We start from the raw sequence: 25,391 nt of genomic DNA, 5'->3' as shown, positions 1-25,391 counted from the left end.
CCGTCTTGAAGGTCGGTTTAGGGTTGCGCAAAACAACGTCGCTGGATTTTTAGAGCAATTACTCTAATGTGTCAAATAGGATGCCGAGAAGGGCTCTGGGATGCACCCCAACGAAAAGTTAGGGTGCGCAGTCGCTGTGTTGATGAGTAACAATTGCTGCGCTTGTGCGTGTACCTTTGGCGCAGCAAGGGAGCTGGACCGTTTAGGCAGGACGCAGTTGCTGACGGCTTTTTGTTCAAGAAACAGTGTGTGAGGTACGAGCGCCATGGCCGCGCCAATGAAAACCCGTGAGCGCATCATTCAAGCCAGCCTGGAGCTGTTCAATCTGCAGGGCGAGCGCAATGTGACGACCAATCACATCGCTGCGCATCTGGCGATTTCCCCCGGCAATTTGTATTACTACTTCCGCAATAAGCAGGCGATCATCGCCGAACTGTTCAGCCAGTACGAACACCAGGTCGACACCTTTCTGCGCCCGCCCGAGGGTCGTTCGATGACGGTGGAAGACAAAACCTTCTACCTCGAAGCCTTGCTTGCAGCGATGTGGCATTACCGCTTTTTGCACCGCGACCTGGAGCATTTGCTGGAAAGCGACACCGGCCTGGCGGCGCAGTACCAGCAGTTTTCGCTGCGCTCCATGGGGCAGGCGAAAGCGATTTATCAGGGCTTTGTCGACGCGCAGATTCTGGTGATGGGCGAACGGCAGATTGAAGCGTTGACGCTGAACGCCTGGATCATCATGACCTCGTGGGTGCGCTTTCTCTGCACCTCGCGAGGCGACATGGGCGACCTCAGTGAAGAGATGCTGCGCCGTGGCATTTATCAAGTGTTGGCGCTGGAGGGTGGCTATATCGCACCACAGGCGCGCGAGGCGGTGGATGCGCTGCAACAGCGCCTGTTCGTGCCGCTCGATGGCGTGGTGTAAGCCTTAACCGAGTGCGGTTAGCCACTGCGGAATGCGCCGTTCCAGGTAGTACTCCGGACGGCGCCACGAGCCCTGAACGAAACCCACATGCCCACCATGGTCGTGCAATTCGAATTGCACGCAGCTCGCCAATTCGCTCGCTTCGGGCAGGCTGTGGGGAAACACGAACGGATCGTCGGCCGCCTGAATCAGCAGCGTCGGCGTCTGGATGCGGCCCAGAAAATAGCGGCTCGAAGATCGCTTGTAATAGTCGTCGGCATCGGCAAAACCGTGGAGCGGGGCGGTGACGCGGCCGTCGAAATCCCAGAACGTGCGCATGTCGGTCAGCGGGCCGAGCTTTTCCAGAATCGATAACTGATCGGCCTGGCCTTTGTGAGCAAACAGGCGCTGCTTGTCCTTCACGTAGGCGACCATCTCCCGCATGAAGTGCGCCTGGTACACCTTGGAAAAGCCCAAGCCGATACGGTCAGCGCATTGGTCCAACCGAAACGGAACCGACACCGCGACCGCACCTTGCAGATGGCTGTCGGCGCCGCTTTCGCCCAGGTACTTGAGCAGCACGTTGCCGCCCAACGAATAGCCGGCGGCATACAGCGGTGCCATGGGACGCTTGGCGCGCAGGTGGCGGATGGTTTCGGCCAGGTCTTCGCTGGCGCCGGAGTGATAGCCGCGCGGCAATAAGTTGGGCTCGCCGGAACAACCGCGCCAGTTCAGCGCCACACTCGCCCAGCCTTGGGCGGCCAGGTTTTGTTGCAGACCGAGCACGTACAGCGAACTCGATGAACCCGTCAGGCCATGCAGCACCAGCACCAACGGCGCATCGGCTTCGTGCGGGCCGTGCCAGTCCAGGTCCAGGAAATCGCCATCCTCCAGCCACAGCCGCTCGCGCTGACGCTCAAGCGCAGGCGGCTTGCGACACAGCGAATTCCACAAGGTTTGCAGATGCGGGTTGGGCAACCACCAGGCCGGGGTGAAACCAGTGTTCATGGTTACGCCGTGCGGTGCCACAGGGCGTAATACACCTGGCCGGCTTTCTGCTCGCGGTGCAGGCGCCAGTTGCCCGGCATGGTCAGGCTCGACGGCGGGTTTTCGCTTTCGGTGTATACCCATGCGTCATCGGCCAACCAGCCTTTTTCCTCCAGCAGCGTGCAGGTGGGTTGCAGCAGGTTCTGGTTGAACGGCGGGTCGAGAAACACCAGGTCGAACGGCGACGGGCTCTGGGTTTCCAGGTAGCGCAGGGTGTCGGTTTGCAGCAGTTGGCCGGTGGCGCATTTCAACGCGTCGAGCGTTTGCCGCAGGCTGGCGATCGCGGCGCCGTTGAGGTCGAGCGCCAATGCCAAGCTGGCCCCGCGCGACAACGCTTCGAGGTATAGCGCGCCACTGCCGGTGAACAGGTCCAGCACCCGAGCGCCTTGAATGTAAGGCGCCAACCAGTTGAACAAGGTTTCGCGCACGCGGTTGGGCGTTGGCCGCAAGCCGTGAGCCATGGGAAAGCTGAACTGGCGACTGCGCCACTCACCGGCAATGATGCGCAACTGGCCTTGGCCGCCATGGGCGGGGGCGTTACCTGGTTTTACGGGACGGGCCATCAGTGCTCCGGAACGCCAAGCGCGGGCTCGGCGGGATGATCGGTTGGGGGCGGCAGTGGCTTCTGCGGCACGGTAGGTCCGGCCGTGACGATGACCAGCGCATCCGCATTCAGATGCTTGGCCATGGCGGCTTTGACCGATGCCACGTCCAGCGCCTGTACCTGCTGCATGAAGTCTTCCAGGTAAGTCAGCGACAGGTCGTAGAAGCCAATGGCGCCCAATTGCGAAACTATATCGCTATTGCTGGCGGTAGACAGCGGAAAGCTGCCCGCGAGTTCCCGCTTGGCGTCATCCACTTCTTTTTGCGTCGGTCCATTGGCCAGGTAGTCGCGCAAAATGTCTTGCACCAGCTTCAGCGCGCCTTCGCTTTGCTCCGCCCGGGTTTGCAGGCTGATCATAAAAGGCCCGCGCGCCTGCATAGCCGTGAAGCCCGAGGAGATGCCGTAAGTAAGGCCGCGTTTTTCTCGCACCTGATCCATCAAACGCGTGCCAAAGCCGCCGCCACCGAGAATCTGATTACCCAGAAACAGCGCGGCGTAATCCGGTTCGGCTCGGTCGATGCCCATTTGCGCCAGCATCAACGTGGTTTGTTTGGACGGGAACTCAATGTGGCTGAGGCCCGCTTTCGGTTCGGCTGGCTGTGGCATTTTCGGCAACGCTGGCCCTTTGGGCAGCGCGGCGGACACTTGGGCAGCCATGGCTTCGGCCTCTGCACGCGACAAGTCGCCCACCAGCGCGATCACCACGTTGCCGGCGGCGTAGGCCTTGCGATGGAAGGCCTGCATTTGCGCAACGGTAATGCGCGGAATGGACGCCGCATCGCCGTCGCTGGAATGCGCGTACGGATGACTGCCGTACAGACGCTTGAACAGCTCCAGGCCCGCGAGGCGGCCGGGGTTTTGTTTCTGGTATTCGAAGCCAGCCAGCACCTGATTGCGGATGCGCACGAGCGAGTCGGCGGGGAAGGTCGGTTTGCCGATCACTTCGGTGAACAGTTTCAGCGCCGGCTCACGTTTGTCGGCGGCGGTGAGGCTGCGCAGGCTGGCCACGCCCATGTCGCGGTAAGCGCCGTTACCAAAGTCGGCGCCCAGGTCTTCGAAGCCGGCGGCGATGGCGCTCACGTCTTTACCGGCAATGCCTTCGTTGAGCATGGCGTTGGTCATCATCGCCAGCCCTGGCGCGTCGCCGTCCTGGCTGCTGCCAGCGGCAAAGGTCAGGCGCAGGTCGAACATCGGCAATTGGTGCGCTTCAACAAACAGCACCTTGGCGCCTTCAGCGGTTTTCCAGGTTTGAATGTCGATGGCGCGATGGCTCGGCGCCTGGCCTTCCAGCGCAGCCAGCGACTCCAAGTGGCCTTCGGCTTTCGCTGGCGTTTCTGCAGCCGGCTGAGCGGCGGCAGCTTCGCTAGGCGCCGGCTCGGTTGGCGCTTGCGCCGGGCGGCTGACCACAAACACCAGCACCGCCAGCAAGGCCAGCAGGCTTAGGCCGAGGAGGCCGTATCGCAGACCGTTGCGTTCACTCATGGGTTTGTTCCTTCGGCAGTACTTCGGCGACGCTCAGGCGTTCGCGAGTGAAATAGGTGCGGGCGGCTTGCTGGATGTCGTCCGGCGTGACGGCCTCGATGGCGGCCAGGTCTTCGTCCATCAACTTCCACGACAAGCCAACGCTCTCAAGCTGGCCAATGGTGCTGGCTTGGCTGCTGATGGAGTCGCGCTCGTACACCAGGCCGGCGATAACCTGCGCGCGAACGCGGGCCAGTTCGGCAGCGGTGGGCGGGGTCTTTTTCAGCGCTTCCAACTGGCGCCATAGGCCCGCTTCGGCTTGGGCCAAGGTTTTGCCGGTTTGCACGTTAGGCGTGGCGGAGAGCATGAACAGGCTGTCGCCGCGGTTGTAGGCGTCGTAACTGGCGGAGGCGCCAGACACCAATTCCTCGCCGCGCTCCAATTGCGTGGGCAAGCGCGCGCTATAGCCGCCGTCGAGCAGCGCCGAAATTAGGCGCAGGGCGTGGGCATCGCGCGGGCTGGCGGCGGTGGCCAGGCTTGGCACGTTGAAGCCCATCATCAGGCTTGGCAGTTGCGTTTGTAGGTACAGACGCAGGCGTCGCTCGCCCGGCTCCGCCAGTTCCAACGGCGCTTTCGCGGTGGGGATCGGGCGGCTGGGAACGGGGCCGAAGTAGCGCTCGGCCAGGGTTTTCACCTCGGCGACCGTGACGTCACCTACCACCACCAACGTGGCGTTGTTGGGCGTGTACCAGGTTTCGTACCAGTGGCGCAGTTCTTCCACGCTCATGCGCTGCAAGTCGGCCATCCAGCCGATGGTGGGGGTGCCGTAGCCGCTGCCGGGATAGGCCATGGCCTTGAAGCGCTCATAAGCCAAGGAGCTGGGTTTGTCATCGGTGCGCATCCGGCGCTCTTCTTTGATGACTTCGATTTCACTGCGAAATTCTTCCGGCGGCAGGCGCAGGCTGGCCATGCGGTCGGCTTCAAGCTCGAAGGCCACGGGCAGACGGTCGCGGGCCAGCACTTGGTAGTAGGCGGTGTAATCGTCGCTGGTAAAGGCGTTTTCTTCGGCGCCCAGTTCGCGCAGCACCAGGGACGCTTCGCCGGGTTTCATCTTGGCGCTGCCCTTGAACATCATGTGTTCGAGGGCGTGGGAAAGACCGGTTTGCCCGGGCGTTTCATAGCTGGAGCCGACCTTGTACCAAACTTGGGAAACCACCACCGGCGCGCGGTGATCTTCGCGCACCACGACCTTCAGGCCGTTGGCCAGGGTGAACTCTTCAGTGGGTTGGGTATCGGCGGCAAATGTAGACAGCGGCAGGCAAAGGGCCGCGAGCAGCAGCCCGGTGGCGCTGCGGGCAAGCATTTTCATGAAGTGAATGACCTGTCGAGAAGGCCCGCTTGGTCTTAGCGTCGGCGGGCGCGGAGGTGCTAGGATACTCATCCATTTTATTGGCGGCCACGGCTGTTGGGTTTTTACCCTGTTGGCGCGTCGCACCCTTGAGATAGCCGCTCTCCATGTTTGGTTCCAAAGACGACAAGAAGACCCCAGCCGCTGCTGGGAACGACGCTCCGGTCACTTCCGATGAGAAGGCCGGCGAGAAAAAAAGCCTGTTCGGTTGGCTGCGCAAAAAGCCTCAGGAGCCCGCTGCGGCGCCTGAAACTGCGGTCGAAACCATAGCGCCGAGCGAGTTTGCACCTGCTGAGGCGGCACCGGTTATGGACGCTCCGGTAACCGAGTTGCCCGCTCAGGAACAGCAACCGATCGTAGTGCCCGAAGTGGTCATCGCGCCGGTTGTGGAGCCCATTGCGGCACCCATCCCAGCGCCAGAGCCGATCTTTCCGACACCGGAACCGGTTGTGGCTGAGGCAGTTGTTGCTGCGCCAGTCGCGCTGCCTGTAAGCGAAGCCCCCGTGGTGGTCGCGCCAGCGCCTGCGGCATCGCCAGAAAGCAAAGCCGGCTTCTTCGCCCGCCTCAAGCAAGGGTTATCGAAAACCAGCGCCAGCCTCGGCGAGGGCATGGCCAGCCTGTTCCTTGGCAAAAAGGCCATCGATGATGACCTGCTCGATGAAATCGAAACACGTCTGCTGACCGCCGACGTTGGCGTCGAGGCCACCACGGCAATCATCCAGAGCCTCACGCAGAAAGTAGCGCGCAAGCAGTTGGTCGATAGCGGTGCCTTATATAAAGCTCTGCAGGAAGAACTGGCGTCGCTGCTCAAACCGGTCGAGCAACCGCTAGTGATTCCGGCGGAGAAGAAGCCATTCGTGATTCTGGTAGTCGGCGTTAACGGCGCCGGCAAAACCACCACCATCGGCAAATTGGCCAAAAAGCTTCAGCAGGAAGGCAAGAAAGTGATGCTCGCTGCAGGCGACACCTTTCGCGCGGCGGCGGTCGAGCAGTTGCAGGTGTGGGGTGAGCGTAACCAGATTGCGGTGATTGCTCAGCACACCGGTGCCGACTCGGCCTCGGTCATCTTCGATGCGGTTCAGGCGGCGACTGCCCGTGGCATCGACGTGCTGATCGCCGACACAGCGGGCCGTCTGCATACCAAAGACAACCTGATGGAAGAGCTGAAAAAAGTCCGTCGCGTGATCGGCAAACTCGACGAAACCGCCCCGCACGAAGTGTTGCTGGTGCTGGACGCCGGCACTGGGCAGAACGCCATCAGCCAGGCCAAGCAATTCAATCAGACCGTTAACCTCACCGGCCTGGCGCTGACCAAGCTGGACGGCACAGCCAAGGGCGGCGTGATCTTCGCGCTGGCCAAGCAATTCGGTCTGCCTATCCGCTACATCGGCGTGGGTGAGGGCATTGATGACCTTCGCACCTTTGAAGCTGAAGCCTTTGTTCAGGCCTTGTTCGCCGAGCGGGAGCACGCATGATTCGCTTTGAGCAGGTGGGTAAACGCTACGCCAACGGCCACGTCGGCCTGCATGAGCTGAGTTTTCGCGTGCGACGTGGCGAATTTCTGTTCGTGACCGGGCATTCGGGCGCCGGCAAGAGCACCTTGCTGCGCTTGATTCTGGCGATGGAGCGGCCCACGTCCGGCAAGCTGCTGCTGGCGGGCCAGGACCTGGCGCAAATTACCACCGCTCAGATTCCTTTCCTGCGCCGCCAGATCGGCGTGGTTTTCCAGAATCACCAGCTGCTGTTTGATCGCACCGTGTTCAACAACGTGGCGTTGCCGCTGCAGATTCTCGGCTTGTCCAAGCCTGATATCGCCAAGCGCGTCGATGCCGCACTCGAGCGCGTTGCCCTGAGCGACAAGCGTGATCTGTTTCCTGGCGATCTTTCCACTGGCCAGCAACAGCGCGTCGGTATCGCCCGCGCCGTTGTGCACCGCCCCGCCTTGCTGCTGGCGGATGAACCGACCGGTAACCTCGACCCTCGATTGGCGGCGGAAATCATGGGCGTATTCGAAGATATCAACCGCATGGGCACCAGCGTGCTGATCGCCAGTCACGACCTGGCACTGATCGCGCGCATGCGCCACCGCATGTTGACGTTGCAACGCGGCCGATTGATCGGTGATGGGGAGGCTGGTTAATGAGCGCCACTCGTAATCCTCAGGAACCGTCATCCGCCGCTGAGCGCGTCGGCGCCGCGCCAAAGAAGAACGATCAGAAAAAAGACGACGGCAGCCCGGATTTTTCCACCTTGCTGCACGCCTGGGTGGAAGCCCATCGTTCGAGCTTGATCGACAGCTTGCGCCGCCTGGCCAAGCAGCCCATCGGCAGTTTCTTTACCTGTCTGGTCATGGCCGTGGCGCTGAGCTTGCCCATGGGCTTGTCGCTGCTGCTCAACAATGTCGAGCGCTTGGGCGGTTCCTGGCAGCGCGCGGCACAGATTTCTTTGTTCCTGACGCTCGATGCCAACGAAGCGGACGGCGAAAAGCTGCGCGCGCAGATCGCAGAAATGAACGATGTGGCTGAGTCTGAATGGATTAGCCGCGAACAAGCGCTGGCCGAGTTTCAGCAGCAGTCCGGCTTGGGTGAAGCGCTGAAAGAACTACCCGAGAACCCGTTGCCGGCCGTGATTCTGGTGACGCCGAAGGAAGTGGATAAACCTGCGCTGGAAGCCTTGCGCTTACGCCTGGCGGAACTGCCGAAGGTTCAGCAGGCGCAGCTGGATTTGCTGTGGGTTGAACGCTTGAGCGCCATTTTGAAACTGGGCGAGCGGTTCGTCTTCGGGCTGACGCTATTGCTGGTGATGGCCTTGCTGCTGGTGATCGGGAACACCATTCGGCTGCACATTGAAAATCGTCGCACCGAAATTGAAGTCATCAAGCTGGTAGGCGGAACTGACAGCTACGTGCGGCGTCCCTTCCTTTATATGGGCGCGTTGTACGGCTTGGGTGCCGGCGTCCTGTCTTGGGCCGTGCTGGCGTTTGGTCTGGATTGGCTAAACGGCGCCGTGGTGCGTTTGGCCGGGCTTTACGGCAGCGATTTTGCGTTGGCTGGGGTGCCATTATCCGATGGTCTATCCCTGCTGCTTGGCGCTGTGCTGTTGGGGTATATTGGCGCCTGGCTTGCGGTTGCCCGTCACTTGAACGAGTTGGCCCCGAAGTAGTAAGTTATTGTTTATTAGTGTTTTTTCGTGTTTTTGAACTTTCGAGTCAACTGTCTGGTCTTATCCGGGCAGTGCTCAAAAGGCACGAGTTTCGTGAGTCGGAGGATTCGCATGAGCAATTCTTTGCAACCTGTCCATGCTTTAGTCCCGGGTGCAAACCTTGAGGCCTATGTGCATGCTGTCAATAGCATTCCGCTGCTGACTGTTGAGCAGGAGCGCGAACTGGGCGAGAGTCTTTTTTACCATCAAGACCTCGAAGCCGCTCGCCAAATGGTGCTCGCGCACCTGCGGTTTGTTGTCCATATCGCCAGAAGTTATTCCGGTTACGGCCTGGCTCAGGCCGACCTGATCCAAGAAGGCAACGTTGGCCTGATGAAGGCCGTCAAACGTTTCAACCCAGAAATGGGCGTGCGTTTGGTGTCGTTCGCTGTGCACTGGATCAAAGCTGAAATTCACGAGTTCATCCTGCGCAATTGGCGCATCGTCAAAGTGGCCACCACCAAGGCCCAGCGCAAATTGTTCTTCAACCTGCGCAGCCAGAAAAAGCGTTTGGCTTGGCTCAATAACGACGAAGTTCACGCTGTGGCCGAAAGCCTGGGCGTGGAGCCGCGCGAAGTGCGCGAGATGGAAAGTCGCTTGACCGGTCACGACATGGCGTTTGACCCTGCCGCAGAGGCGGACGACGAAAGCGCCTTCCAGTCGCCGGCCAATTACCTGGAAGACCATCGCTACGACCCTGCTCGCCAATTGGAAGATTCCGATTGGAGCGACAGCGCCACGGCGAATCTGCATGAAGCGCTGGAAGGCCTTGATGAACGCAGCCGCGATATTCTCTACCAGCGCTGGCTGGCTGAAGAAAAAGCGACTCTTCATGAGTTGGCCGCGAAGTACAACGTTTCAGCCGAGCGTATTCGTCAGCTGGAAAAGAACGCTATGAACAAACTCAAAGGCTCAATCGCCGCCTGAGTGTCAAAGCGAAAGGACTGAAGCCGCACCCAGGTGCGGCTTTTTTCTGCCCGTGTGTTTATTCCTGTTTCGGAGACTGACCATGTCCATGCCACCGCTACGTATGCAGCACTGGCTGCTTTTTGTGGTGATTGCCGTTGCCTTCTTTGCCTGGGGCGGCTGGTTAATGTACGGGCGGAGCGTTCCGGAACCGCTGCCTGGCATGGCGCGCTGGCAGAAAGAAATTGTCTCGCCGATGGCAGAAGGCACACTCACGTTGGGACGTTTAAACGCAGTGAATACTGGAGAGCTATGGCTAAAACCTAGACTGGACGGCCCTCAGCTACTGTACCGGTCGAGGCTGGGAAGCATGGGTGAACAATGGAAGCTCGAAGCCGTTCTGGTGCTCACCGAGCAAGAGCACACCAGCTTGATGAAGGCGACGGGCCTCAAGCCTACCGACCCCGAACAACCCCTGAGCAGTCACATGCTGGGCGAGCTGAGCGGTCACGGGCTCTCTGCTTTGATGCTGCGTCCGGAACAGCCTGTGGCCGAAGATCAGATCGTCGCGACTTTTGGGCCGCCGCGTTTGCGCTTGCAGCTCAATAGCGGGGAAGGCTGGGTGTATCCCGCGCAGGGGTTAACGGTTCATGTAGAAAATGGGGCCCTCTTGCTACTGCACGTCGTGCCCCGCAGCTCGCTTAAACAGTAAGCGAATCGCCAATCAGGAGCGGCGGCCTTTCTGCATTTGCACGATGTAGTCACTGCCGCCTAGCTGGCGCATCTGTTGGCGAATCCAGTTCGCTCGACGGTTGATATAGCCGGTCGGCTTACCGGCGCTCCACTTCAGCGGATTGGGCAACACAGCCGCCAACAAACTGGCCTGCCTCGCGGTTACATAAGAAGCTCCCACGCCAAAGTGTGCGCGCGCAGCCGCCTCTGCTCCAAACACCCCGCTACCCCATTCCACGGTGTTTAAGTAAACCTCAAGGATTCGCTGCTTCGGCCAGAGCAACTCCAGCAAGCCGGTAAACCACACCTCCAGTCCTTTACGCAGCCAGCTTCGCCCGGGCCAAAGGAAGAGGTTCTTCGCCACTTGCTGGCTGATCGTGCTAGCGCCGCGCAAATTGCCGCCACGTTCGTTGTGATCAAGGGCCGCCTGAATAGCCTCCACATCAAACCCCCAATGCTCGGCGAACTTCTGGTCCTCACCCGCGATCACGGCGATTTTCAAATCATCCGACAGCTCCGCCCATGGGCGCCACGTGCGCTTGAGGTCGATCGGCTTGCCATCAATCCATGACTCAATCTTTCGCTCCACCATAAGAGCGGAACCAGGCGGCGGCACCCAGCGGAACACAAGCACCAGCAGCACAGAGGCTGCGGCGAACCAGAGCAAAAACCTGAACATACGTCCGAAAAGTTTGCAAACCATGCGTAGCGGGGCCTTAAAAGTAGGCAAAGAGTATAGCGCTGGTCGCATAGAGAGCCTCACCCACATTAAGGGTTTTGAGGTCAAAGGCTCCCGCAAGCTCCCGGGAGCGTCTTCGCGACCTGTCCGGGAGCGAACATTTCTGAGTCTCGTCTACCGAAGTCCGGCATGCCGTGCACAGTATTTCGACGACACCTTAGACATATATCCGTCTTTCAGGTCGGGAAATTCCACGCTCTACGGATTATTCCCACGTCTCGGTCGGAGGCTGATTGCAGTTTCGAAGTGAGATTTAACTAAAATTACTCGGGCTTTAGATATCAATATTTTTTCAAGTTAAACAAAACTTTACGGGTCTTCTATGAAAAACAAATTGGCTGTACTCAGCGCTAGCGTCGTTCTGGCTAGCTTTGCCCAAGTGGCGACTGCGAACGAAGGAAAAATCAACTTTGAAGGCGGTGTTTCTGATACCACTTGCACGGTAGTAGTAAATAAGCAAACCAATAACGCAACGGTGAAACTGCCCATCGTTTCATCCAAGCTTCTTGCGACGAAAGACTCTACTGCGGGTCGCGTCTTCTTAAATTTTCAGCTTTCCGATTGCTCGTCCGCGTCCACGCTGGCAAGTAAGGCAAAAGTGTTTTTTTCCGCTGGAGGTAACATTACTCCGGAAGGGCATTTGCGGAATACTGCACAAACGAACGCAACCAAGAACGTCGAACTTCAAATATTGAACAAAGATGGCAAAGTAATGGATTTGTCTCTGGAGGCTGATTCGCAAGGCGCTATCGGAGAAGACCTTGTTGCTGACGCTAATGGTATAGGAACCGCATATCTTAGCCATTTTGTCCAGTACATCTCACAAGGCAATGCTACTGCGGGTGGCTTGACCTCCAGTGTCGACTATGAAATTGACTATGAGTAAAGTCTAAGTTAAATGCCTGGCCTCGCCAGGCATTGCTTTTCCAATATACTGGGTGCTACATGAAAAAATCAAAAGTTTACGCACTCTTGTTTTTGTTCTCGCACTATTGCAATGGGGCAACTTCGAGTTTCACAGTCGAAGGAAAAGTTACCGCCGCTACATGTGCTGTTGTAAGCAAAGAGCAGCGGGTTAAGTTACCAATCGCGCCGAGTACTTCACTTAGGAATGCCAGCGATACGACTGGCCGGACACCGTTTTCAATCGAGATTAAAGGCTGTCCACCTGATTCGTTCATCTACTTCGAAGGCGATCCGCTCGCATCAATTGTAGTTGGGACTTCAGGACGACTGCCAAATACTGCGGTTAAAGGGGCGCAAAATGTCCAGTTGCAGATACTGAATTCCGATGGGAGTGCAGTGGATGTAAATGCAGCGAAAGGCCAGCAAGTTAGCAGCGCGGGCGTTGCTGTAGGAGGGGCGGACGAAAATAGAGTGAAATTCGATTTTTTTGTTCAGTACTACGCTACCGGTGCAGTCGTCGCAGGAAAAGTGACTGGTACAGTTACCTTTTTAGTCGAGTCAATTTAATAGTTTTAGTTTTGGTTTTCGGTGTCAGGTGAAAATATGCACACTAATATACTTCAGTACTTACGGTCAGCTTTTAAAATATCCCCGTTTATTATTTCTATTATTTTTTCCGGTCCTGTATTTGCCTCGGTCGTTTTGGATGGCACGCGCGTGATATATCCCGAAGAGAAGACCGAAGTTTCTATACGTATGACAAATGAAGGCGCAGAACCAAAACTCGTTCAGATTTGGATTGACGATGGCGACAAAAAAGCGAGTCCGGAAAATATTCGGGTTCCATTTGTCGTGACGACCCCAATCTTCCGAATTGATCCGAAAAAGGGGCAGGTCGCGAAGATACAGTACACCCGTAATCTTCCGGTGCCGTCGGACCGAGAGTCAGTGTATTGGTTGAACGTTCTGGAAATTCCCAGCAAGCCAACCTTAAACGCTGATGATGATAACTATCTACAGTTTCGCTTTCGAACCCGCATAAAAATATTCCTGCGGCCTAAAGGGTTGAATGGGGTCGCGAATGATGCTCCGGAAAAGTTGGTTGTTAAATACCAGCCTGGGAGAGTGATGTTAGAAAACCCTACTCCCTATCACGTGGATATCAGCACGTTAGGCGTCGGATCTAACGCTGATGGCGGCGTTGTAGAAGCGGAAATGATAGCGCCTTATACGACAAAAATATTTGAATTAAAAAGAGTGCGTAGCTCTCAGCATTCGCCATCAGTTACCTATAAGTCAGTCAATGATTATGGCGGGTCCCCTGTTTGGAATAAGCCCGCCGCTACGTTCTAATACCTTCTGGTTATAATATGAAAAATCGAAGCCGGAACCTGACAGCGTTTTCACTCATGTGCGCGCATTTTGTGTTGATCTTCGCTGCTCCAGCGTTGGCCACACCAGAAAAATACGCCGCCGTCGAGTTCGACAATCGTATGTTGTGGGGCGCGCCTGGCGAGAAGCACGGTGCAGATTTATCGAGGTTTACTGACGGTAATCCAGCGCCTCCTGGAAACTTTAAAGTAGATTTATATCTGAACGACGATCTGCAAAGGTCAACTTCGATAAAATTTATTTCTGTGGCAGACAAAAAGTCTGCAATAGCCTGTTTTACTGCAAAGGATTTTTCCTTGCTTGGTATTGACATCTCCAGGTTGCCTGAAGAAGACTCGAAGTGGATTTCGGAAGGCGCAGCCACTGGTAAATGCCGTCAGATAGGAAACGTCGTACCTGGCGCCTCGGTGAACTTCGATTTTTCCGAGCAACGTCTTGAAGCTTACATTCCTCAGGCCTATTTAATAGAGCGGCCCAAGGATTATATTAGTCCGCTTGAATGGGATAGAGGCATCAACGCCGCGCGGTTGAACTATTCCATAGATGCATTTAATTCAAGCAGTTATGGTAACGCCTCGACACAAGCCTTCGCGTATTTTGAAAGCGGAATGAATGTCGAGGGGTGGCGGATTCGGAACATTTCCTCTGTAGCGGCTGACGGTGAAAACCGTTCATATCAAAATCAGCGTACCTATGCGCAGACGGATCTAGAGCGGTTGAGCAGCACCCTTACGGTTGGGCAGAATTATACCGATGGCCAACTGTTCGACTCCTATGGCTTGCAAGGCGCGTTTGTTTCAACAGATACGCGGATGTTGCCTGCCTCGCTGAGAAGTTATGCGCCGGTGGTAACCGGAACGGCGGACTCGAACGCTAAGTTGACGATCAAACAGGGGGGCGCAATTATCTATGAACGAGCCGTGCCGCCGGGCCCTTTTGAAATTAAAAATTTAATGCTGAGTGGTTACGGTAATGATTTGGACGTTACCGTCACGGAGGCGGATGGCTCGAGTAAAAGCTTCACTGTGCCGTACTCGTCTTTAGTGCAATTGCTCCGTCCTGGTCAGTCTAAATACTCGGCGAGTCTCGGGGAAGCTTGGGCGCCGTCTTACAGCAGTTTTAAACCCGTGGTTGGGCAGGTTAACTTTCAGCACGGCGTAAACAACTACGTTACAGCGTTCGGTGGATTTGTCGGAAGCGAAGCCTACCAGGCTGTGGCCCTAGGCAGTGCCGTTAGTACGTATTTAGGTGGTATATCGGCTGACTACACCTACTCAAGTGCGAGTCTGGGAGGATCGGATGCTATTAATGGCGATAGCATCCGATTTGTCTATTCAACGCTTTATGAGCCAACTGGCACTAACGTCACGCTATCCAGTTACAGGTTCTCCAGTCGCGGCTTCTGGTCATTTAGTGAGTTTGTTACGAGCCAGGATTCAAAGTTTCAGAACGGACCCACCGAGGACGGTCTGGGATACGGTTACCGGGCGAAGCAGAAAGGGCGTTTTGATATGAGCTTGCGCCAAAGACTCCCTTACGATCTTGGCGCTGCATCTGTCAGCGGCTCTACGCGCAATTTCTGGAATCGCGAAGGGTCAGATACACAGTTTCAGCTCTCGTATGCAAATCGTTTCCGAGACCTAAATTATGACGTCGCTCTATCACGGGTCAAAGATAAGGATGACAGGAGATATAACGAATTTCGGCTGAACTTTAGCATCCCGATTTTCGCTTCTAATTATGGCCGAAACTATGTTTCGGCAAGTACGACGCGTAATTCGGAGTCGGGCAGTTACGGGCAGATGCAACTGGGTGGTATAGCAGGCAATGACCAAGAGTACACTTACGGCATCTCAACCACCCAAGGTCTTGACAGCCAGAATGCGTCCGCCAGCTACGGGCTCAATGGCACCTATCAAGGCTCCAAAGGATTTGTCACTAGTGGTTATACCAAAGGGGACGACTATCAGCAGGCTTCTTTAGGTGTGTCTGGATCGGTGCTGGTCCATGATGGGGGCGTGACGTTAGGTCAAACTTTGGGCGAAACCGTTGCATTAATAGAAGCCAAAGATGCCGATGGCGCTCGTATCACCAATTCCAGCGGCGCGGTGGTGGATGGCCGGGGCTACGGAGTCGTTCCATATCTTTCAGCCTATTCGCGTAATCGGGTCGAAATTGACTCGGAGGGATTGTCGTCAGATATTTCAATTGCCGATACAAGCAGCGAGTCAGTCCCTGTCGCGGGATCAATCGTTAAAGTTACGTTTGAAACGCTGCGCGAAAACACCATTGTTATAAATGGTATGTTCGAAGATGGCAGTGCGTTGCCATTTGGAGCGGAAGTGTTCAACAACACGTCGGGCAACGTTGTGGGATATGTAGGGCAGGCAGGAAGTATTTTTGCTCGGGGTGTGGACGCGCAAGGAAAACTTCTCGTGAAGGTGGGTGGACGCAATTGCATGATGGATTATCAGTTTAACAAGCAGGATAGCGCTGCGAACTTGGATATGCGCGCTTCAGGTAAGGACAGAAATTACACGACATGTAAATATGAGTAATCACCATGCTTGCGTTAGCTAGGCTCTTTATCCGACGGGTAATCGTTGTCACGTGTGCGGGGGGCGCTTTGTTCTGGTCGTTGATGGCGTCGGCTGCCTGCTCTTGGGGCGGAGCGTCGTTACCGAATGCCATTACTACACCCATCGTTTTCCAAACCGCAGGTTTTAAGATGTTGGCGAACAAACGCTGGTATAACGATTCCCGTCATCCCGTCGGAACGTATATGGGAATGTCTTTGACAACCCTAACAGGAAGTGTATGTACCAACCTTCGAGAGCTTAAAGGGCAGAAAGCGGCCGTTGTTTACGTGCCCCCATTGAATGCAATACAGACTGGATCCGGATTTCGAATACCGACTAATGCTGCGGGCGTCGCCATTGAAATAGAGTTTCCGAACGGGACATTCCAGGCCGGAGGCATCTATCTTACTGCCAGCGCAGGGAATGTCGCTGCCTCCGGCGCTCTCACGCAATCCACCGCCAAATTCGCGCCTATCCCTGTAAAACTGTCGGTGGTTAAAACCGGCTTATTTGCCAATACTTCTGGCGACTCCAGTAAAGGCGAGATAACCGTTGCAGGCGGACTGGGTTGGTTCACCTATCGCGGAGTTCAAGATCCTACCTTAGTTTCAGCGGCTCAAGATCAACTGTTGATGCCTGCCCGTTATAACGGTGGGGGGAATAACCTCACTTATCTCGGATTAGCCAGCGCACCGAGCTGCGAAATATTGGGGTTTGACAAAATCCCCCTGAACTCGGGGCTTAAGATTATTTCTATGTCGCCGGTGAGTACATCTGCGTTTCAGGGCATTGGACCGGTCGAAGCGTCGTCCAAGTCTCATCAATTTAGGTTTTCCTGCAAAGGGGTCGCTGATACCAGACCTGCCATTTCCTTTAGCGCAACGTACCCACTTAATAAAGGGGCGGAGGGGGTCGGTATGCCTGAAGCCGACAGCGATATCGGCATACAGCTGCTTCTGGATGACGTGCCCGTAAAGTTTGGCGTTGCATCGAAAGCGTTACCTTGGAACCTGACCGCTCTCAATAACGATGTTGCAGACCAGTTTCACGGTCTTCTTAAACAACAGGGTTGGATTTGTGAGAAAAATTGTGACGCAGATATGATTGGCCCTAACTGGGAGAATAGCGGCGCTGCTTCGGGTAACAATGACGGTTTGGGTGCGACGGTTACGTTTAAATATTATCAAACGACCACGGCTGCGCCTGAGCCACGCACTATCTCGGTCCCGTTTACCGTAACGTTAGATGTGCTTTAGCTCGGTGTTTTATTTACATTTTTAGGTTTATTTTGCAAATGGATTTGCGGGAGTGGCGAAGATGGATCTTGGCACATCATGTAGTTCGGCCGGTTTATTGTCCGGCTTTCTTTTTATTTGTTTTATTTCACTTTCTCCTAGCTCGTTTGCCGGCTGCGATTGGTCGAGCGCAAGCGCTGGTGTCAGTAGTTCTGTAGCCTCTCGGCAGATCGTGTTAGAGGCGCCCAGTTATCGAATGTTATTCAATCGTTCGTGGCGTGAGGATTCTCGCTTTCCTGCTGGCTCCTTATTAGCGCTAGAAACGCTAACGCTTAGTGCCCGAATGTGCAGCGACCTGTACGAGCTAAGCGGCAAACTTCTCGATGTTATTTACTATCCTCCTTCGAACTCCAGTCCGCGGGGCTTGGGGTTTATGGTGCCAAGCAGTGCCGATGGCGTTTCGATGTTTGTCGAATTTCCATCCGGAAGCGTCCGAGCCGGTGCCGTCGTGCTGGCGACCAGCAGTGAAACGGTTCGTCCGGGTGGACAGCTGTTGCTGAACCGAACAGGCATCCCTCCAGTTCCTATGCGGCTGAGCTTGGTGAAGACGGGAGCGTTTTCCGGCGATACAGCTAATGCCGTGATCCATTTTCCTGAGGGCGTCGGTTTCATTAAATATTTCGCCGCCGGCCAGGTGGATACGTCAGCAGCTGATAACCAACTCGTCGTTTCGGGGTTGCTGAACCCCGCTGTTGCAAATGACGCTAGCCGTCTTGCTAACGCTAAAAATCCTGCATGCCAAGCTCACGATTCAAGCGGAACGGGCATGAACGCTCTGTCCACTATTCGGTTGGCGTCGCTCCCAACAACTTCCTTCGTTGGTCCCGGCGCAACTGAGTTGGCGCTGCACCGTCAGCCGCTCTTATTCAGTTGCGAAGCCGCTTTGAGTAGCGTGGTTTCTGTGTCGTTTAACGCCGCCTTTCCACTGAACAATGGGGTCGACGGTGTAGGCATGCCGTCCGCAGCGAGTGATGTCGGCGTGCAGATCCTGCTCAACGATTCGCCAGTGGTGTTCGAACAAAATTCGCCTGCATTGCCTTGGTCTCCTGTCAGCTATGACGCGCAGGGCCGAGGCTACGTCGACCCGGCTTCAGGCACCGTCTCTTCTTCACATGGTCATTATTGCCGGGCGGATTGCGGGGACCATATGGCCGGTTCGAACTGGTTCGACGGTGGACCCGCTTCGGGAAGTAATCGTGGGGTCGGCGGCGCGTTGTTGACGTTCAGGTACTACCAAACCACCGCCGACACCCCGGCTGCGCAACAGTTTTCCGTACCGTTTACTATCAGCCTCGACGTGCATTAATGAGCCCAGCCGTTGCTGTTCGGCGCAACGCACGTTTTGAAGTCTTCTGCGCTCACCCATTCCGGAGGTTTACGTTGCGTCGATTTTTATTGCTGGGGGCATTTTTTGGTTTCACGGGCGTCGCGTTAGGAGCCTTTGCAGCGCACGGTCTCAAGGCCACGCTGTCGCCCGAGTACTTGGCGATCTTCCAGACGGGCACCCATTATCAAATGCTGCATGCCCTCGGGTTATTGGCAGTGGCCCTTTTGGCGCCGCATCTGCCGAGTCGCTCGCTGAGTGCGGCAGGCTGGTTATTTGCAATCGGCAACGTATTGTTTTCCGGGAGCCTCTACTTATTGACCCTGACCGGGATGACGAAGCTGGGCATTGTTACGCCGTTTGGCGGCGTGGCTTTTCTCGGTGGCTGGTTTTGCCTCGGGCTCGCGGCCTGGCGCAAACCGGGCCGATGAGCGAAACGAGACAACCTGACCGCGGCGTCAATTGTGAGACGAATGGCGTGCCTTTGCCTTGGTCGGCGCTTGCGTTGGGGCTAGAATGCCGGCCCCCTCACTTTTGTGATTGCCTGTTATGCGCATTCAGTTGAATGGTGAACCTTTCGAAATGGCTGACGGCCAGACCGTTGCGGACCTGCTGGTACGCTTGGATCTCACCGGTCGGCGCGTTGCGGTCGAGCTCAACCTCGACATCGTGCCCCGTAGTCAACATGGCGAAACTGTTTTGCACGAAGGCGACGCGCTGGAAGTTGTGCACGCCATAGGCGGCGGTTAACACGTTCGCTTCCGACTGTCGCCCACCCGATTAGCGTTACTGCATGAGGATTTTCGATGAGCCAATCTCGCACCGATAAGCCGTTTACCCTGGCCGGACGCACTTATCAGTCTCGCCTGCTGGTGGGCACTGGCAAGTATCAAGACCTCGACGAAACCCGTCGCGCCATCGAAGCTTCAGGCGCCGAGATCGTGACGGTGGCTGTGCGCCGCACCAACATTGGCCAGAATCCGGATGAGCCGAATCTGCTCGATGTCATTCCGCCAGATCGTTACACCATTCTGCCCAACACCGCCGGCTGTTACGACGCCGCAGAAGCCGTGCGCACCTGCCGCTTGGCGCGTGAGCTGTTGGACGGTCACAAACTGGTGAAGCTGGAAGTATTGGCTGATCAGAAAACCCTGTTTCCCAACGTCATCGAAACCCTTAAAGCCGCCGAAGTGCTGGTTAAAGATGGCTTCGACGTAATGGTTTACACCAGCGACGACCCGATCATTGCGCGCCAGCTGGCCGAGATGGGCTGCATTGCTGTCATGCCGCTGGCGGGGCTGATTGGTACGGGGCTAGGCATCTGCAACCCCTACAACCTGCGCATCATTCTTGAAGAGGCGAAGGTACCGGTGCTTGTAGATGCCGGCGTCGGTACGGCCTCCGACGCTACCATCGCCATGGAACTCGGTTGTGAAGCCGTGCTCATGAACAGCGCCATCGCCCACGCGCAAAACCCGGTGCTGATGGCCGAAGCAATGAAGCACGCCATTGTGGCTGGGCGTATGGCGTATCTCGCCGGGCGCATGCCGAAAAAACTCTATGCCAGCGCATCTTCGCCGCTGGATGGTCTGATCAAGTAAGAGCCAACATGACTGAACCGTTAGATACCCAGGCTGACGTCCAGAACGAAGCCCCAGCCGATACGCGCAAGCACCGCGCAATCAAGAGCTTCGTGATGCGCGCTGGTCGCATGACCGAAGGACAGCAGCGTGGCCTGGACATCGGCAAGCCGCTGTTCGTGCTGCCGCTGGCCGACGACTTTGTGGATTTCGATCAGGTGTTCGGCCGCTCGGCGCCGCGCACGCTGGAAATCGGTTTCGGTATGGGGCATTCGCTGCTGGAAATGGCCGCCGCTGCGCCCGAGCAAGACTTCATCGGCGTCGAAGTGCACCGTCCCGGTGTCGGCGCGTTGCTCAATGGCGTGTTGACCCAGGACCTGAAAAATCTGCGCGTGTATGACTGCGATGCTATCGAGGTGCTCAAGCGCTGTGTCGCCGATGCCAGCCTGGACCGCCTTCTGTTGTTCTTCCCCGACCCCTGGCACAAGGCGCGTCACCATAAGCGTCGCATCGTGCAGCCTGAATTCGCTGAGTTGGTGCGGCAGAAGCTGAAGGTCGGCGGTGTGCTGCATATGGCCACCGACTGGCAGCCTTACGCCGAAGTGATGCTGGAAGTGATGCAAGCCGCCCCCGGTTACCGCAACCAGGCGGCAGACGGCACTTATGTGCCGCGTCCCGAAGAGCGTCCGATCACCAAATTCGAGCGCCGCGGCGAGCGTTTGGGCCACGGCGTGTGGGATCTTAAATTTGAGCGTCTAGACTGATCGATAAATGCTCTGGGCTGTTGGCAGTTAACTCCTACCGACAGCCTGGAACATGTTGAAAGCGTGCTGCACCGTTACTACATCAGACCGGCCCAAGCCGGCTACCTCACCACAGCAATACGCATGACTGGCTGGATAAATAATAAAGGTGGCGCGTTACCGACTCGTCCCAAGGAGAAAGTCTGTGTTGAGAAGTATTGGAGTAATGCTGCTCGCGATGTGTGCAGTAAATGCATACGCCAAAGTCGACGCGGTTCAGGCCAACCGGCTGAACGGCGACCTCACCCCGCTGGGCGGCGAACGCAAAGGTAATGCCGCTGGCACGATCCCCGAGTGGGACGGTGGTCTGGCGCAGCCGATTCCTGGCTATAAGCCCGGCATGCATCACCCCGACCCGTATGCCAATGAGTCCGTGCAATACACGGTTAACAGCAAAAACGTCGCGCAATACCAGGCGCAACTGCCAATCGGCCTGAAGACGTTGCTGGAAACCAATCCGGATTATTACCTGCGCGTTTTCCCGACCCACCGCAGTGCTGCGGCGCCGCAACGCATCTACGACGCCACTCGCTATAACGCTACAAACGCCGACCTGATCTCTGGCGGTAACGGCGTTCAAGGCGCGGCCTCTGGCATCCCTTTCCCGTTGCCACAAACCGGCCAGGAAGCGATCTGGAACCACGTGATGCGTTACCGGGGCGAGCAAATCCACTTCGTCACCAACCAGGCAGCGGTGCTGTCCAACGGTGCGTACAACCTGCTCAAGCTCGACCGTGACATCTACTTCCGCTACGGTCGTGAAGGCGTGACCCCGTCGGACCTGGACAACACGTTGTTCTTCTACAAATACAGCGTGGTCGCCCCGGCCAAGCTCGCCGGTTCGGCGCTGGTAGTGCAGGAAACCCTTGATCAGGTGTTGTCCATCCGTAAAGCGTGGCGTTTCAACCGGGGCGAGCGCCGCGTGCGTCGTCTGCCGATGCTGGCCTTCGACACGTTGCAGCCAGACACCAACGGCATGGCCACCGCCGACATGGTCGACTCCTACAACGGCGCGCCGGACCGCTACGACTGGACGCTGGTGGGCAAGAAAGAAATGCTCGTGCCGTACAACAGCTATGCCGTGCACCAGAAAGGCATTCCGTACGACACCATTCTGCAAGCCAAGAGCGTGAACCCTGAGCTGTTGCGCTACGAGCTACACCGCGTGTGGATCGTCGAAGCGTCGCTGCGCAAAGGCTTCAGCCACCCGTATGCCAAACGTCGCTTCTACCTCGATGAAGATAGCTGGCAGATCCTGGCGGTAGACCTGTACGACAAGGACGACAAGTTGGTCGGCCTGCAGGAAAGCCACCCCATCAGCTATTACGATGTGCCAATGTTCGGCAGCACGTTGGAAACCATCTACGACTTCGCCGGCAAGCGCTACTTCGCCGATGGTCTGGATAACAACGAAATCATGTACGACTTCAACGCCAAGCTGGGCCCAGGTGACTTCACGCCGCAGGCGCTGCGCCGCGAAGGGAATTGATTGATGGGCTGCTCGCAGCCCGCTCTGAAATAGCGTGACGTTGAAAAGAATCGCGGCTGAAACCGCTCCCACCGAGGCTGGATTGTGTGGGGGCGGGGTCAGCCGCGATTTTTTATGGGCGACCGTTAATCCACCAGCACCGCGCCCACCAGGGTTGGCTCCGGCAGCGACGACGGCGCCGGGCTGATTTGCAGGTACTTGATGCTCTCACGCGGAATCATCAGAAGGTCGCCGTTAACGGCGATGCTCAGAAACGGTGATTCAAGCTGTTTACGCAACGCGCGCGCAATCACCACCGGGTCCTCGCTTTGTTCGGGGAAGCGCATGATCAAGCGCTGCCCGTCCTGGAAGTACAGATAAAGATGTTTGAGCGCTTTCATAGCCCTGCTCCTCTGCTGGCTGCCGCATGGCCGCCAGGCGGAAGCCGCGGCTTAGTTGCGGTCGGCGATCACGCCGATGAGGAAGAAGACTAGTAGCAGAACCGGCGCCAGGGTGTAGTTATTGAAGTAGCCAAGACCCTTGGCCACCCACGGTGTGAGGAAAATCATCGCCAGGCCGTAACCGACCGCGCAGATGAGCACGAACAGCAACGTACGGAAAATAAAATTCAGGCCGCCGATACGTTGTTGAATCCAGGTGTTGATCCCTGGACCAAACAGCACCAAGACGGTGGCCATAATCGCCAGCGAAATGTCGTAAAGATGGCCACGAGTCCAGCGCGAGACGGTGGCGATCAGGTCGAGAATCAGGTCCATCTGGTGTCCTTAGCCCAGCGGGGCGTCGAAGTCAGGGCAAAAAATACTGCAGCAGGTCGTTGAGAAACAACTGACCTTCAGGCGTCGCCACCAGCCGGTTTTCGTCGGCGACGAGCAGGCCTCGCTGTTGTGCTTGGTCACGGGCTTTAGCTAACGCTGCCAGGGGCAAACCTGTGCGCTGGCTGAACAGCTCTGCCGCTACGCCATCAGTCAGGCGCAGTGCGTTCATCAAGAACTCGAACGGCAGTTCCTCGGCGGTTAGCGCCTTGGCACCGGCCTGGAAATTTTTTGTCGGGTCGAGGTAATCCTTGGGCAACCGCGTTTTCCAGGTGCGCAGTATCTGCCCGTCCGGGCTGCTCAGTTTGGCGTGGGCGCCCGCACCGATGCCGAGGAAATCGCCAAAGCTCCAGTAGTTCAGATTGTGCCGCGCACGCTTGCCGTCTCGGGCATACGCCGACACTTCGTACTGCGCGAAGCCATGCTCGGCCAGCAGCGCCAGGCCGGCCTCCTGGATATCCCATAGCGTGTCGTCTTCGGGCAGCGTCGGCGGCTGATTCCAAAACACCGTGTTCGGCTCCAGCGTCAGCTGGTACCAGGACAAATGCGTCGGCGACAGCGCAATGGCCTGGCGCAGGTCGCCCAAGGCATCGTCCAGCGACTGATCGGGCAAGCCGTGCATCAAGTCGAGGTTGAAGTTATCGAAGCCGGCGTTACGCGCCATATCGGCCGCGCGCATGGCTTCATCGCCGTTGTGGATACGGCCGAGTGCTTGCAGCTTGGTCTGCTGGAAGCTTTGCACGCCGATGGACAGTCGATTGATGCCAAGTTGCCTGTAGGCGCTGAACTTGTTTTGTTCAAACGTGCCCGGGTTGGCTTCCAGGGTGATCTCGATGTCGCCGGCAAAGCGGATGCGTCGCTCGACGCCTTCCAACAATCGCCCCAACGCCTCGGCGCTAAACAGGCTGGGCGTGCCGCCGCCGAAGAAAATCGAGGTCAGCTCACGGCCATGGGCCAGCGGTAAATCACGCTCCAGATCCGCCAGCAGAGCGTCGACGTAGGCGACTTCCGGCAACTCCGGGCTCGCCGTGTGAGAGTTGAAGTCGCAGTACGGGCATTTGCGCACGCACCAGGGAATGTGGATGTACAACGCCAAGGGCGGCAATTGCAGGAGGTTGCCGTCATCTAACGAACCTTGATCAGCCGCGCGCGGAAAGATCAGCCCGCCTGTGGTGTCGTTCATGCCAGGCCCAAACGCTCACGCAGCAACGTCATGGCACGGGCGCGGTGGCTCAACTGGTTTTTTTCGGCAGGGGTCAGTACGGCGCTGGAACAGTTACGTTCCGGCACCCAGAACAGCGGGTCGTAGCCGAAACCGTGTTCGCCCTCGGCTTGCTCAAGAATGCGCCCATGCCAGAGTCCTTCGCAGATGATCGGCAGCGGGTCGTCGGCATGGCGCACCAGTGCCAGGCAGCATACGAACTGCGCGGTGCGTTTTTCGGCCGGTAGGCCTTGAAGGGCGAGCAGCAATTTGGCGTTGTTCGCCGCATCGCCCTGGCCGTCGGCATAGCGTGCCGAGTAAATGCCCGGCGCGCCGCCCAGGGCATCCACCGCCAGGCCCGAGTCGTCGGCCAGTGCTGGCAGGCCGGAAACCCGCGCTGCATTACGCGCTTTGAGAATGGCGTTCTCGATAAACGACAAGCCGGTTTCTTCCGGCTCGATTTCACTGAATTCGCCCACCGAACGCACCTGCACCGCGTCGCCGAGCATGGCTTGCAGCTCCTTCAGCTTGCCGGCGTTGTGGCTGGCGAGCACCAGTTGGCTGAGGTCGAAAGTAGCGTGGCTCATTTGTCGTCCGGGAAAAATTCTTGGTTGAAATCGAGGCTGTTCGCCGCGCCTTCGCCAACCTGTACGGTCAGTTTGAAACGCAGTACTTCCCGTTGTTCAAAAGGGAATTGCGCCAGGTAGTAAATCGCGCCGCTCTCGGTGACTTGCTTGAATTCCAGCGGCCGCGCTTTGCCCAGCAGGTCGGTGACCGTACCGGTGACGTTGGCGGCGCTGGCTTTGCCGGATTTGAGGACGGCCACGTTGAGCACGCCCAGGGTTTTGCTGCGGGTCAGGCCAGCGGCAGCGGCGATATCGGGCTGCAAGAAGCCGGAGTTGAAAGCGTTGTAGTGCACATCCAGCTCACCAAAGCTGACTTTGCGCTCGGCCAGCACCGGCAAGGCCAGGCACATACTGAGAAGGAAAACGGCGAGGCGACGCATGG

At 57.1% G+C, this 25,391-nt stretch carries 27 protein-coding genes; 17 read left to right on the top strand and 10 right to left on the bottom strand.

The genetic code is table 11. The features are described from left to right. Positions 1-265: 265 nt before the first annotated feature. On the top strand, positions 266-925 hold the full coding sequence (locus tag ACZZZU_RS13810; RefSeq protein ID WP_122492139.1) for a TetR/AcrR family transcriptional regulator: 660 nt from the start codon (positions 266-268) through the stop codon (positions 923-925). A 3-nt stretch (positions 926-928) separates the two neighbouring features. Here the strand turns inward: ACZZZU_RS13810 and ACZZZU_RS13805 are convergent, their stop codons facing one another. From ACZZZU_RS13805 to ACZZZU_RS13790, 4 genes are read right to left on the bottom strand one after another with little or no spacing between them, the layout of a single operon-like run. Then, positions 929-1,912, bottom strand: coding sequence for a hydrolase (locus tag ACZZZU_RS13805; RefSeq protein ID WP_122492138.1), 984 nt, complete (start codon positions 1,910-1,912; stop codon positions 929-931). 2 nt (positions 1,913-1,914) lie between these two features. Continuing rightward, positions 1,915-2,514 (bottom strand): 16S rRNA (guanine(966)-N(2))-methyltransferase RsmD, encoded by a 600-nt coding sequence (gene rsmD, locus ACZZZU_RS13800; RefSeq protein WP_463550922.1) that lies wholly within the window; start codon positions 2,512-2,514, stop codon positions 1,915-1,917. Further along, positions 2,514-4,037, bottom strand: a complete 1,524-nt coding sequence (locus ACZZZU_RS13795) for a M16 family metallopeptidase (RefSeq protein WP_463550921.1) — start codon at positions 4,035-4,037, stop codon at positions 2,514-2,516. Before ACZZZU_RS13795 ends, rsmD begins: the two co-directional genes overlap by 1 nt. Continuing rightward, positions 4,030-5,385, bottom strand: coding sequence for a M16 family metallopeptidase (locus ACZZZU_RS13790; protein ID WP_463550920.1), 1,356 nt, complete (start codon positions 5,383-5,385; stop codon positions 4,030-4,032). Before ACZZZU_RS13790 ends, ACZZZU_RS13795 begins: the two co-directional genes overlap by 8 nt. Positions 5,386-5,531: 146 nt before the next feature. Between ACZZZU_RS13790 and ftsY the strand changes: the two genes are divergently transcribed. The 5 genes from ftsY to ACZZZU_RS13765 all read left to right on the top strand — a co-directional run bounded on the left by ftsY (position 5,532) and on the right by ACZZZU_RS13765 (position 10,243). Further along, entirely contained in the window at positions 5,532-6,899 is a 1,368-nt protein-coding gene (gene ftsY / locus ACZZZU_RS13785) for a signal recognition particle-docking protein FtsY (RefSeq protein ID WP_463550919.1), read from the top strand. Continuing rightward, positions 6,896-7,564 (top strand): cell division ATP-binding protein FtsE, encoded by a 669-nt coding sequence (gene ftsE, locus ACZZZU_RS13780; RefSeq protein ID WP_122452983.1) that lies wholly within the window; start codon positions 6,896-6,898, stop codon positions 7,562-7,564. The genes ftsY and ftsE overlap by 4 nt, the downstream gene beginning before the upstream one ends. Beyond that, positions 7,564-8,586 (top strand): permease-like cell division protein FtsX, encoded by a 1,023-nt coding sequence (gene ftsX / locus ACZZZU_RS13775; RefSeq protein WP_122492133.1) that lies wholly within the window; start codon positions 7,564-7,566, stop codon positions 8,584-8,586. The genes ftsE and ftsX overlap by 1 nt, the downstream gene beginning before the upstream one ends. A 111-nt stretch (positions 8,587-8,697) precedes the next feature. Then, positions 8,698-9,552, top strand: a complete 855-nt coding sequence (gene rpoH / locus ACZZZU_RS13770) for an RNA polymerase sigma factor RpoH (RefSeq protein WP_122452981.1) — start codon at positions 8,698-8,700, stop codon at positions 9,550-9,552. A gap of 82 nt (positions 9,553-9,634) precedes the next feature. Then, positions 9,635-10,243, top strand: coding sequence for a hypothetical protein (locus ACZZZU_RS13765; protein WP_122492132.1), 609 nt, complete (start codon positions 9,635-9,637; stop codon positions 10,241-10,243). A gap of 12 nt (positions 10,244-10,255) precedes the next feature. On the opposite strand, the gene mtgA is transcribed toward ACZZZU_RS13765, so the two are convergent. Beyond that, positions 10,256-10,966, bottom strand: coding sequence for a monofunctional biosynthetic peptidoglycan transglycosylase (gene mtgA / locus ACZZZU_RS13760; RefSeq protein ID WP_463550918.1), 711 nt, complete (start codon positions 10,964-10,966; stop codon positions 10,256-10,258). Positions 10,967-11,324: 358 nt separating this feature from the next. Between mtgA and ACZZZU_RS13755 the strand changes: the two genes are divergently transcribed. The 11 genes from ACZZZU_RS13755 to ACZZZU_RS13705 all read left to right on the top strand — a co-directional run bounded on the left by ACZZZU_RS13755 (position 11,325) and on the right by ACZZZU_RS13705 (position 22,370). Then, positions 11,325-11,888 carry a fimbrial protein gene (locus tag ACZZZU_RS13755; RefSeq protein ID WP_463384192.1) on the top strand — a complete coding sequence of 188 codons (564 nt, stop codon included), beginning with the start codon at positions 11,325-11,327 and terminating at the stop codon, positions 11,886-11,888. 59 nt (positions 11,889-11,947) lie between these two features. Next, the gene (locus ACZZZU_RS13750) at positions 11,948-12,475 is read left to right on the top strand and encodes a fimbrial protein (protein WP_463550917.1); all 528 of its coding nucleotides are present in this window, start codon (positions 11,948-11,950) and stop codon (positions 12,473-12,475) included. 36 nt (positions 12,476-12,511) lie between these two features. Next, complete coding sequence (locus ACZZZU_RS13745) at positions 12,512-13,261, top strand: fimbria/pilus periplasmic chaperone (RefSeq protein ID WP_463550916.1); 750 nt, start codon at positions 12,512-12,514, stop codon at positions 13,259-13,261. A gap of 17 nt (positions 13,262-13,278) precedes the next feature. After that, on the top strand, positions 13,279-15,858 hold the full coding sequence (locus ACZZZU_RS13740; protein ID WP_463550915.1) for a fimbria/pilus outer membrane usher protein: 2,580 nt from the start codon (positions 13,279-13,281) through the stop codon (positions 15,856-15,858). Positions 15,859-16,028: 170 nt separating this feature from the next. Then, entirely contained in the window at positions 16,029-17,135 is a 1,107-nt protein-coding gene (locus ACZZZU_RS13735; protein WP_463550914.1) for a hypothetical protein, read from the top strand. Positions 17,136-17,196: 61 nt separating this feature from the next. Continuing rightward, a complete protein-coding gene (locus tag ACZZZU_RS13730; RefSeq protein WP_463550913.1) occupies positions 17,197-18,480 on the top strand; it encodes a hypothetical protein in 1,284 nt (427 codons plus the stop codon). Beyond that, positions 18,480-18,929: a DUF423 domain-containing protein gene (locus ACZZZU_RS13725; protein WP_463550912.1), complete on the top strand. Its 450-nt coding sequence runs from the start codon at positions 18,480-18,482 to the stop codon at positions 18,927-18,929. The genes ACZZZU_RS13730 and ACZZZU_RS13725 overlap by 1 nt, the downstream gene beginning before the upstream one ends. A gap of 118 nt (positions 18,930-19,047) precedes the next feature. Continuing rightward, positions 19,048-19,248, top strand: a complete 201-nt coding sequence (gene thiS, locus ACZZZU_RS13720) for a sulfur carrier protein ThiS (protein WP_122492123.1) — start codon at positions 19,048-19,050, stop codon at positions 19,246-19,248. 56 nt (positions 19,249-19,304) lie between these two features. Further along, positions 19,305-20,099: a thiazole synthase gene (locus ACZZZU_RS13715; protein WP_122452972.1), complete on the top strand. Its 795-nt coding sequence runs from the start codon at positions 19,305-19,307 to the stop codon at positions 20,097-20,099. Between the two features lie 95 nt (positions 20,100-20,194). Then, positions 20,195-20,842: a tRNA (guanosine(46)-N7)-methyltransferase TrmB gene (gene trmB, locus ACZZZU_RS13710; RefSeq protein ID WP_241000495.1), complete on the top strand. Its 648-nt coding sequence runs from the start codon at positions 20,195-20,197 to the stop codon at positions 20,840-20,842. A gap of 205 nt (positions 20,843-21,047) precedes the next feature. After that, complete coding sequence (locus tag ACZZZU_RS13705; protein WP_463384770.1) at positions 21,048-22,370, top strand: DUF1329 domain-containing protein; 1,323 nt, start codon at positions 21,048-21,050, stop codon at positions 22,368-22,370. Between the two features lie 125 nt (positions 22,371-22,495). On the opposite strand, the gene ACZZZU_RS13700 is transcribed toward ACZZZU_RS13705, so the two are convergent. The 5 genes from ACZZZU_RS13700 to ACZZZU_RS13680 are packed head-to-tail and all read right to left on the bottom strand — an operon-like array spanning position 22,496 to position 25,389. After that, positions 22,496-22,750 (bottom strand): hypothetical protein, encoded by a 255-nt coding sequence (locus ACZZZU_RS13700; protein WP_463384188.1) that lies wholly within the window; start codon positions 22,748-22,750, stop codon positions 22,496-22,498. 51 nt (positions 22,751-22,801) lie between these two features. Beyond that, on the bottom strand, positions 22,802-23,125 hold the full coding sequence (locus tag ACZZZU_RS13695) for a DUF3392 domain-containing protein (protein ID WP_122492118.1): 324 nt from the start codon (positions 23,123-23,125) through the stop codon (positions 22,802-22,804). Between the two features lie 31 nt (positions 23,126-23,156). Beyond that, complete coding sequence (gene hemW, locus ACZZZU_RS13690; protein WP_463550911.1) at positions 23,157-24,365, bottom strand: radical SAM family heme chaperone HemW; 1,209 nt, start codon at positions 24,363-24,365, stop codon at positions 23,157-23,159. Continuing rightward, entirely contained in the window at positions 24,362-24,970 is a 609-nt protein-coding gene (gene rdgB, locus ACZZZU_RS13685) for an RdgB/HAM1 family non-canonical purine NTP pyrophosphatase (RefSeq protein ID WP_463550910.1), read from the bottom strand. Before rdgB ends, hemW begins: the two co-directional genes overlap by 4 nt. Further along, on the bottom strand, positions 24,967-25,389 hold the full coding sequence (locus ACZZZU_RS13680) for a DUF4426 domain-containing protein (protein ID WP_122452965.1): 423 nt from the start codon (positions 25,387-25,389) through the stop codon (positions 24,967-24,969). The genes rdgB and ACZZZU_RS13680 overlap by 4 nt, the downstream gene beginning before the upstream one ends. Positions 25,390-25,391: the final 2 nt, after the last annotated feature.

It is taken from the genome of Pseudomonas sp. AC136, assembly GCF_979258585.1.
The sequence above is the reverse complement of the archived record's forward strand: the minus strand, read 5'-3'. Positions and strand labels throughout refer to the sequence as shown.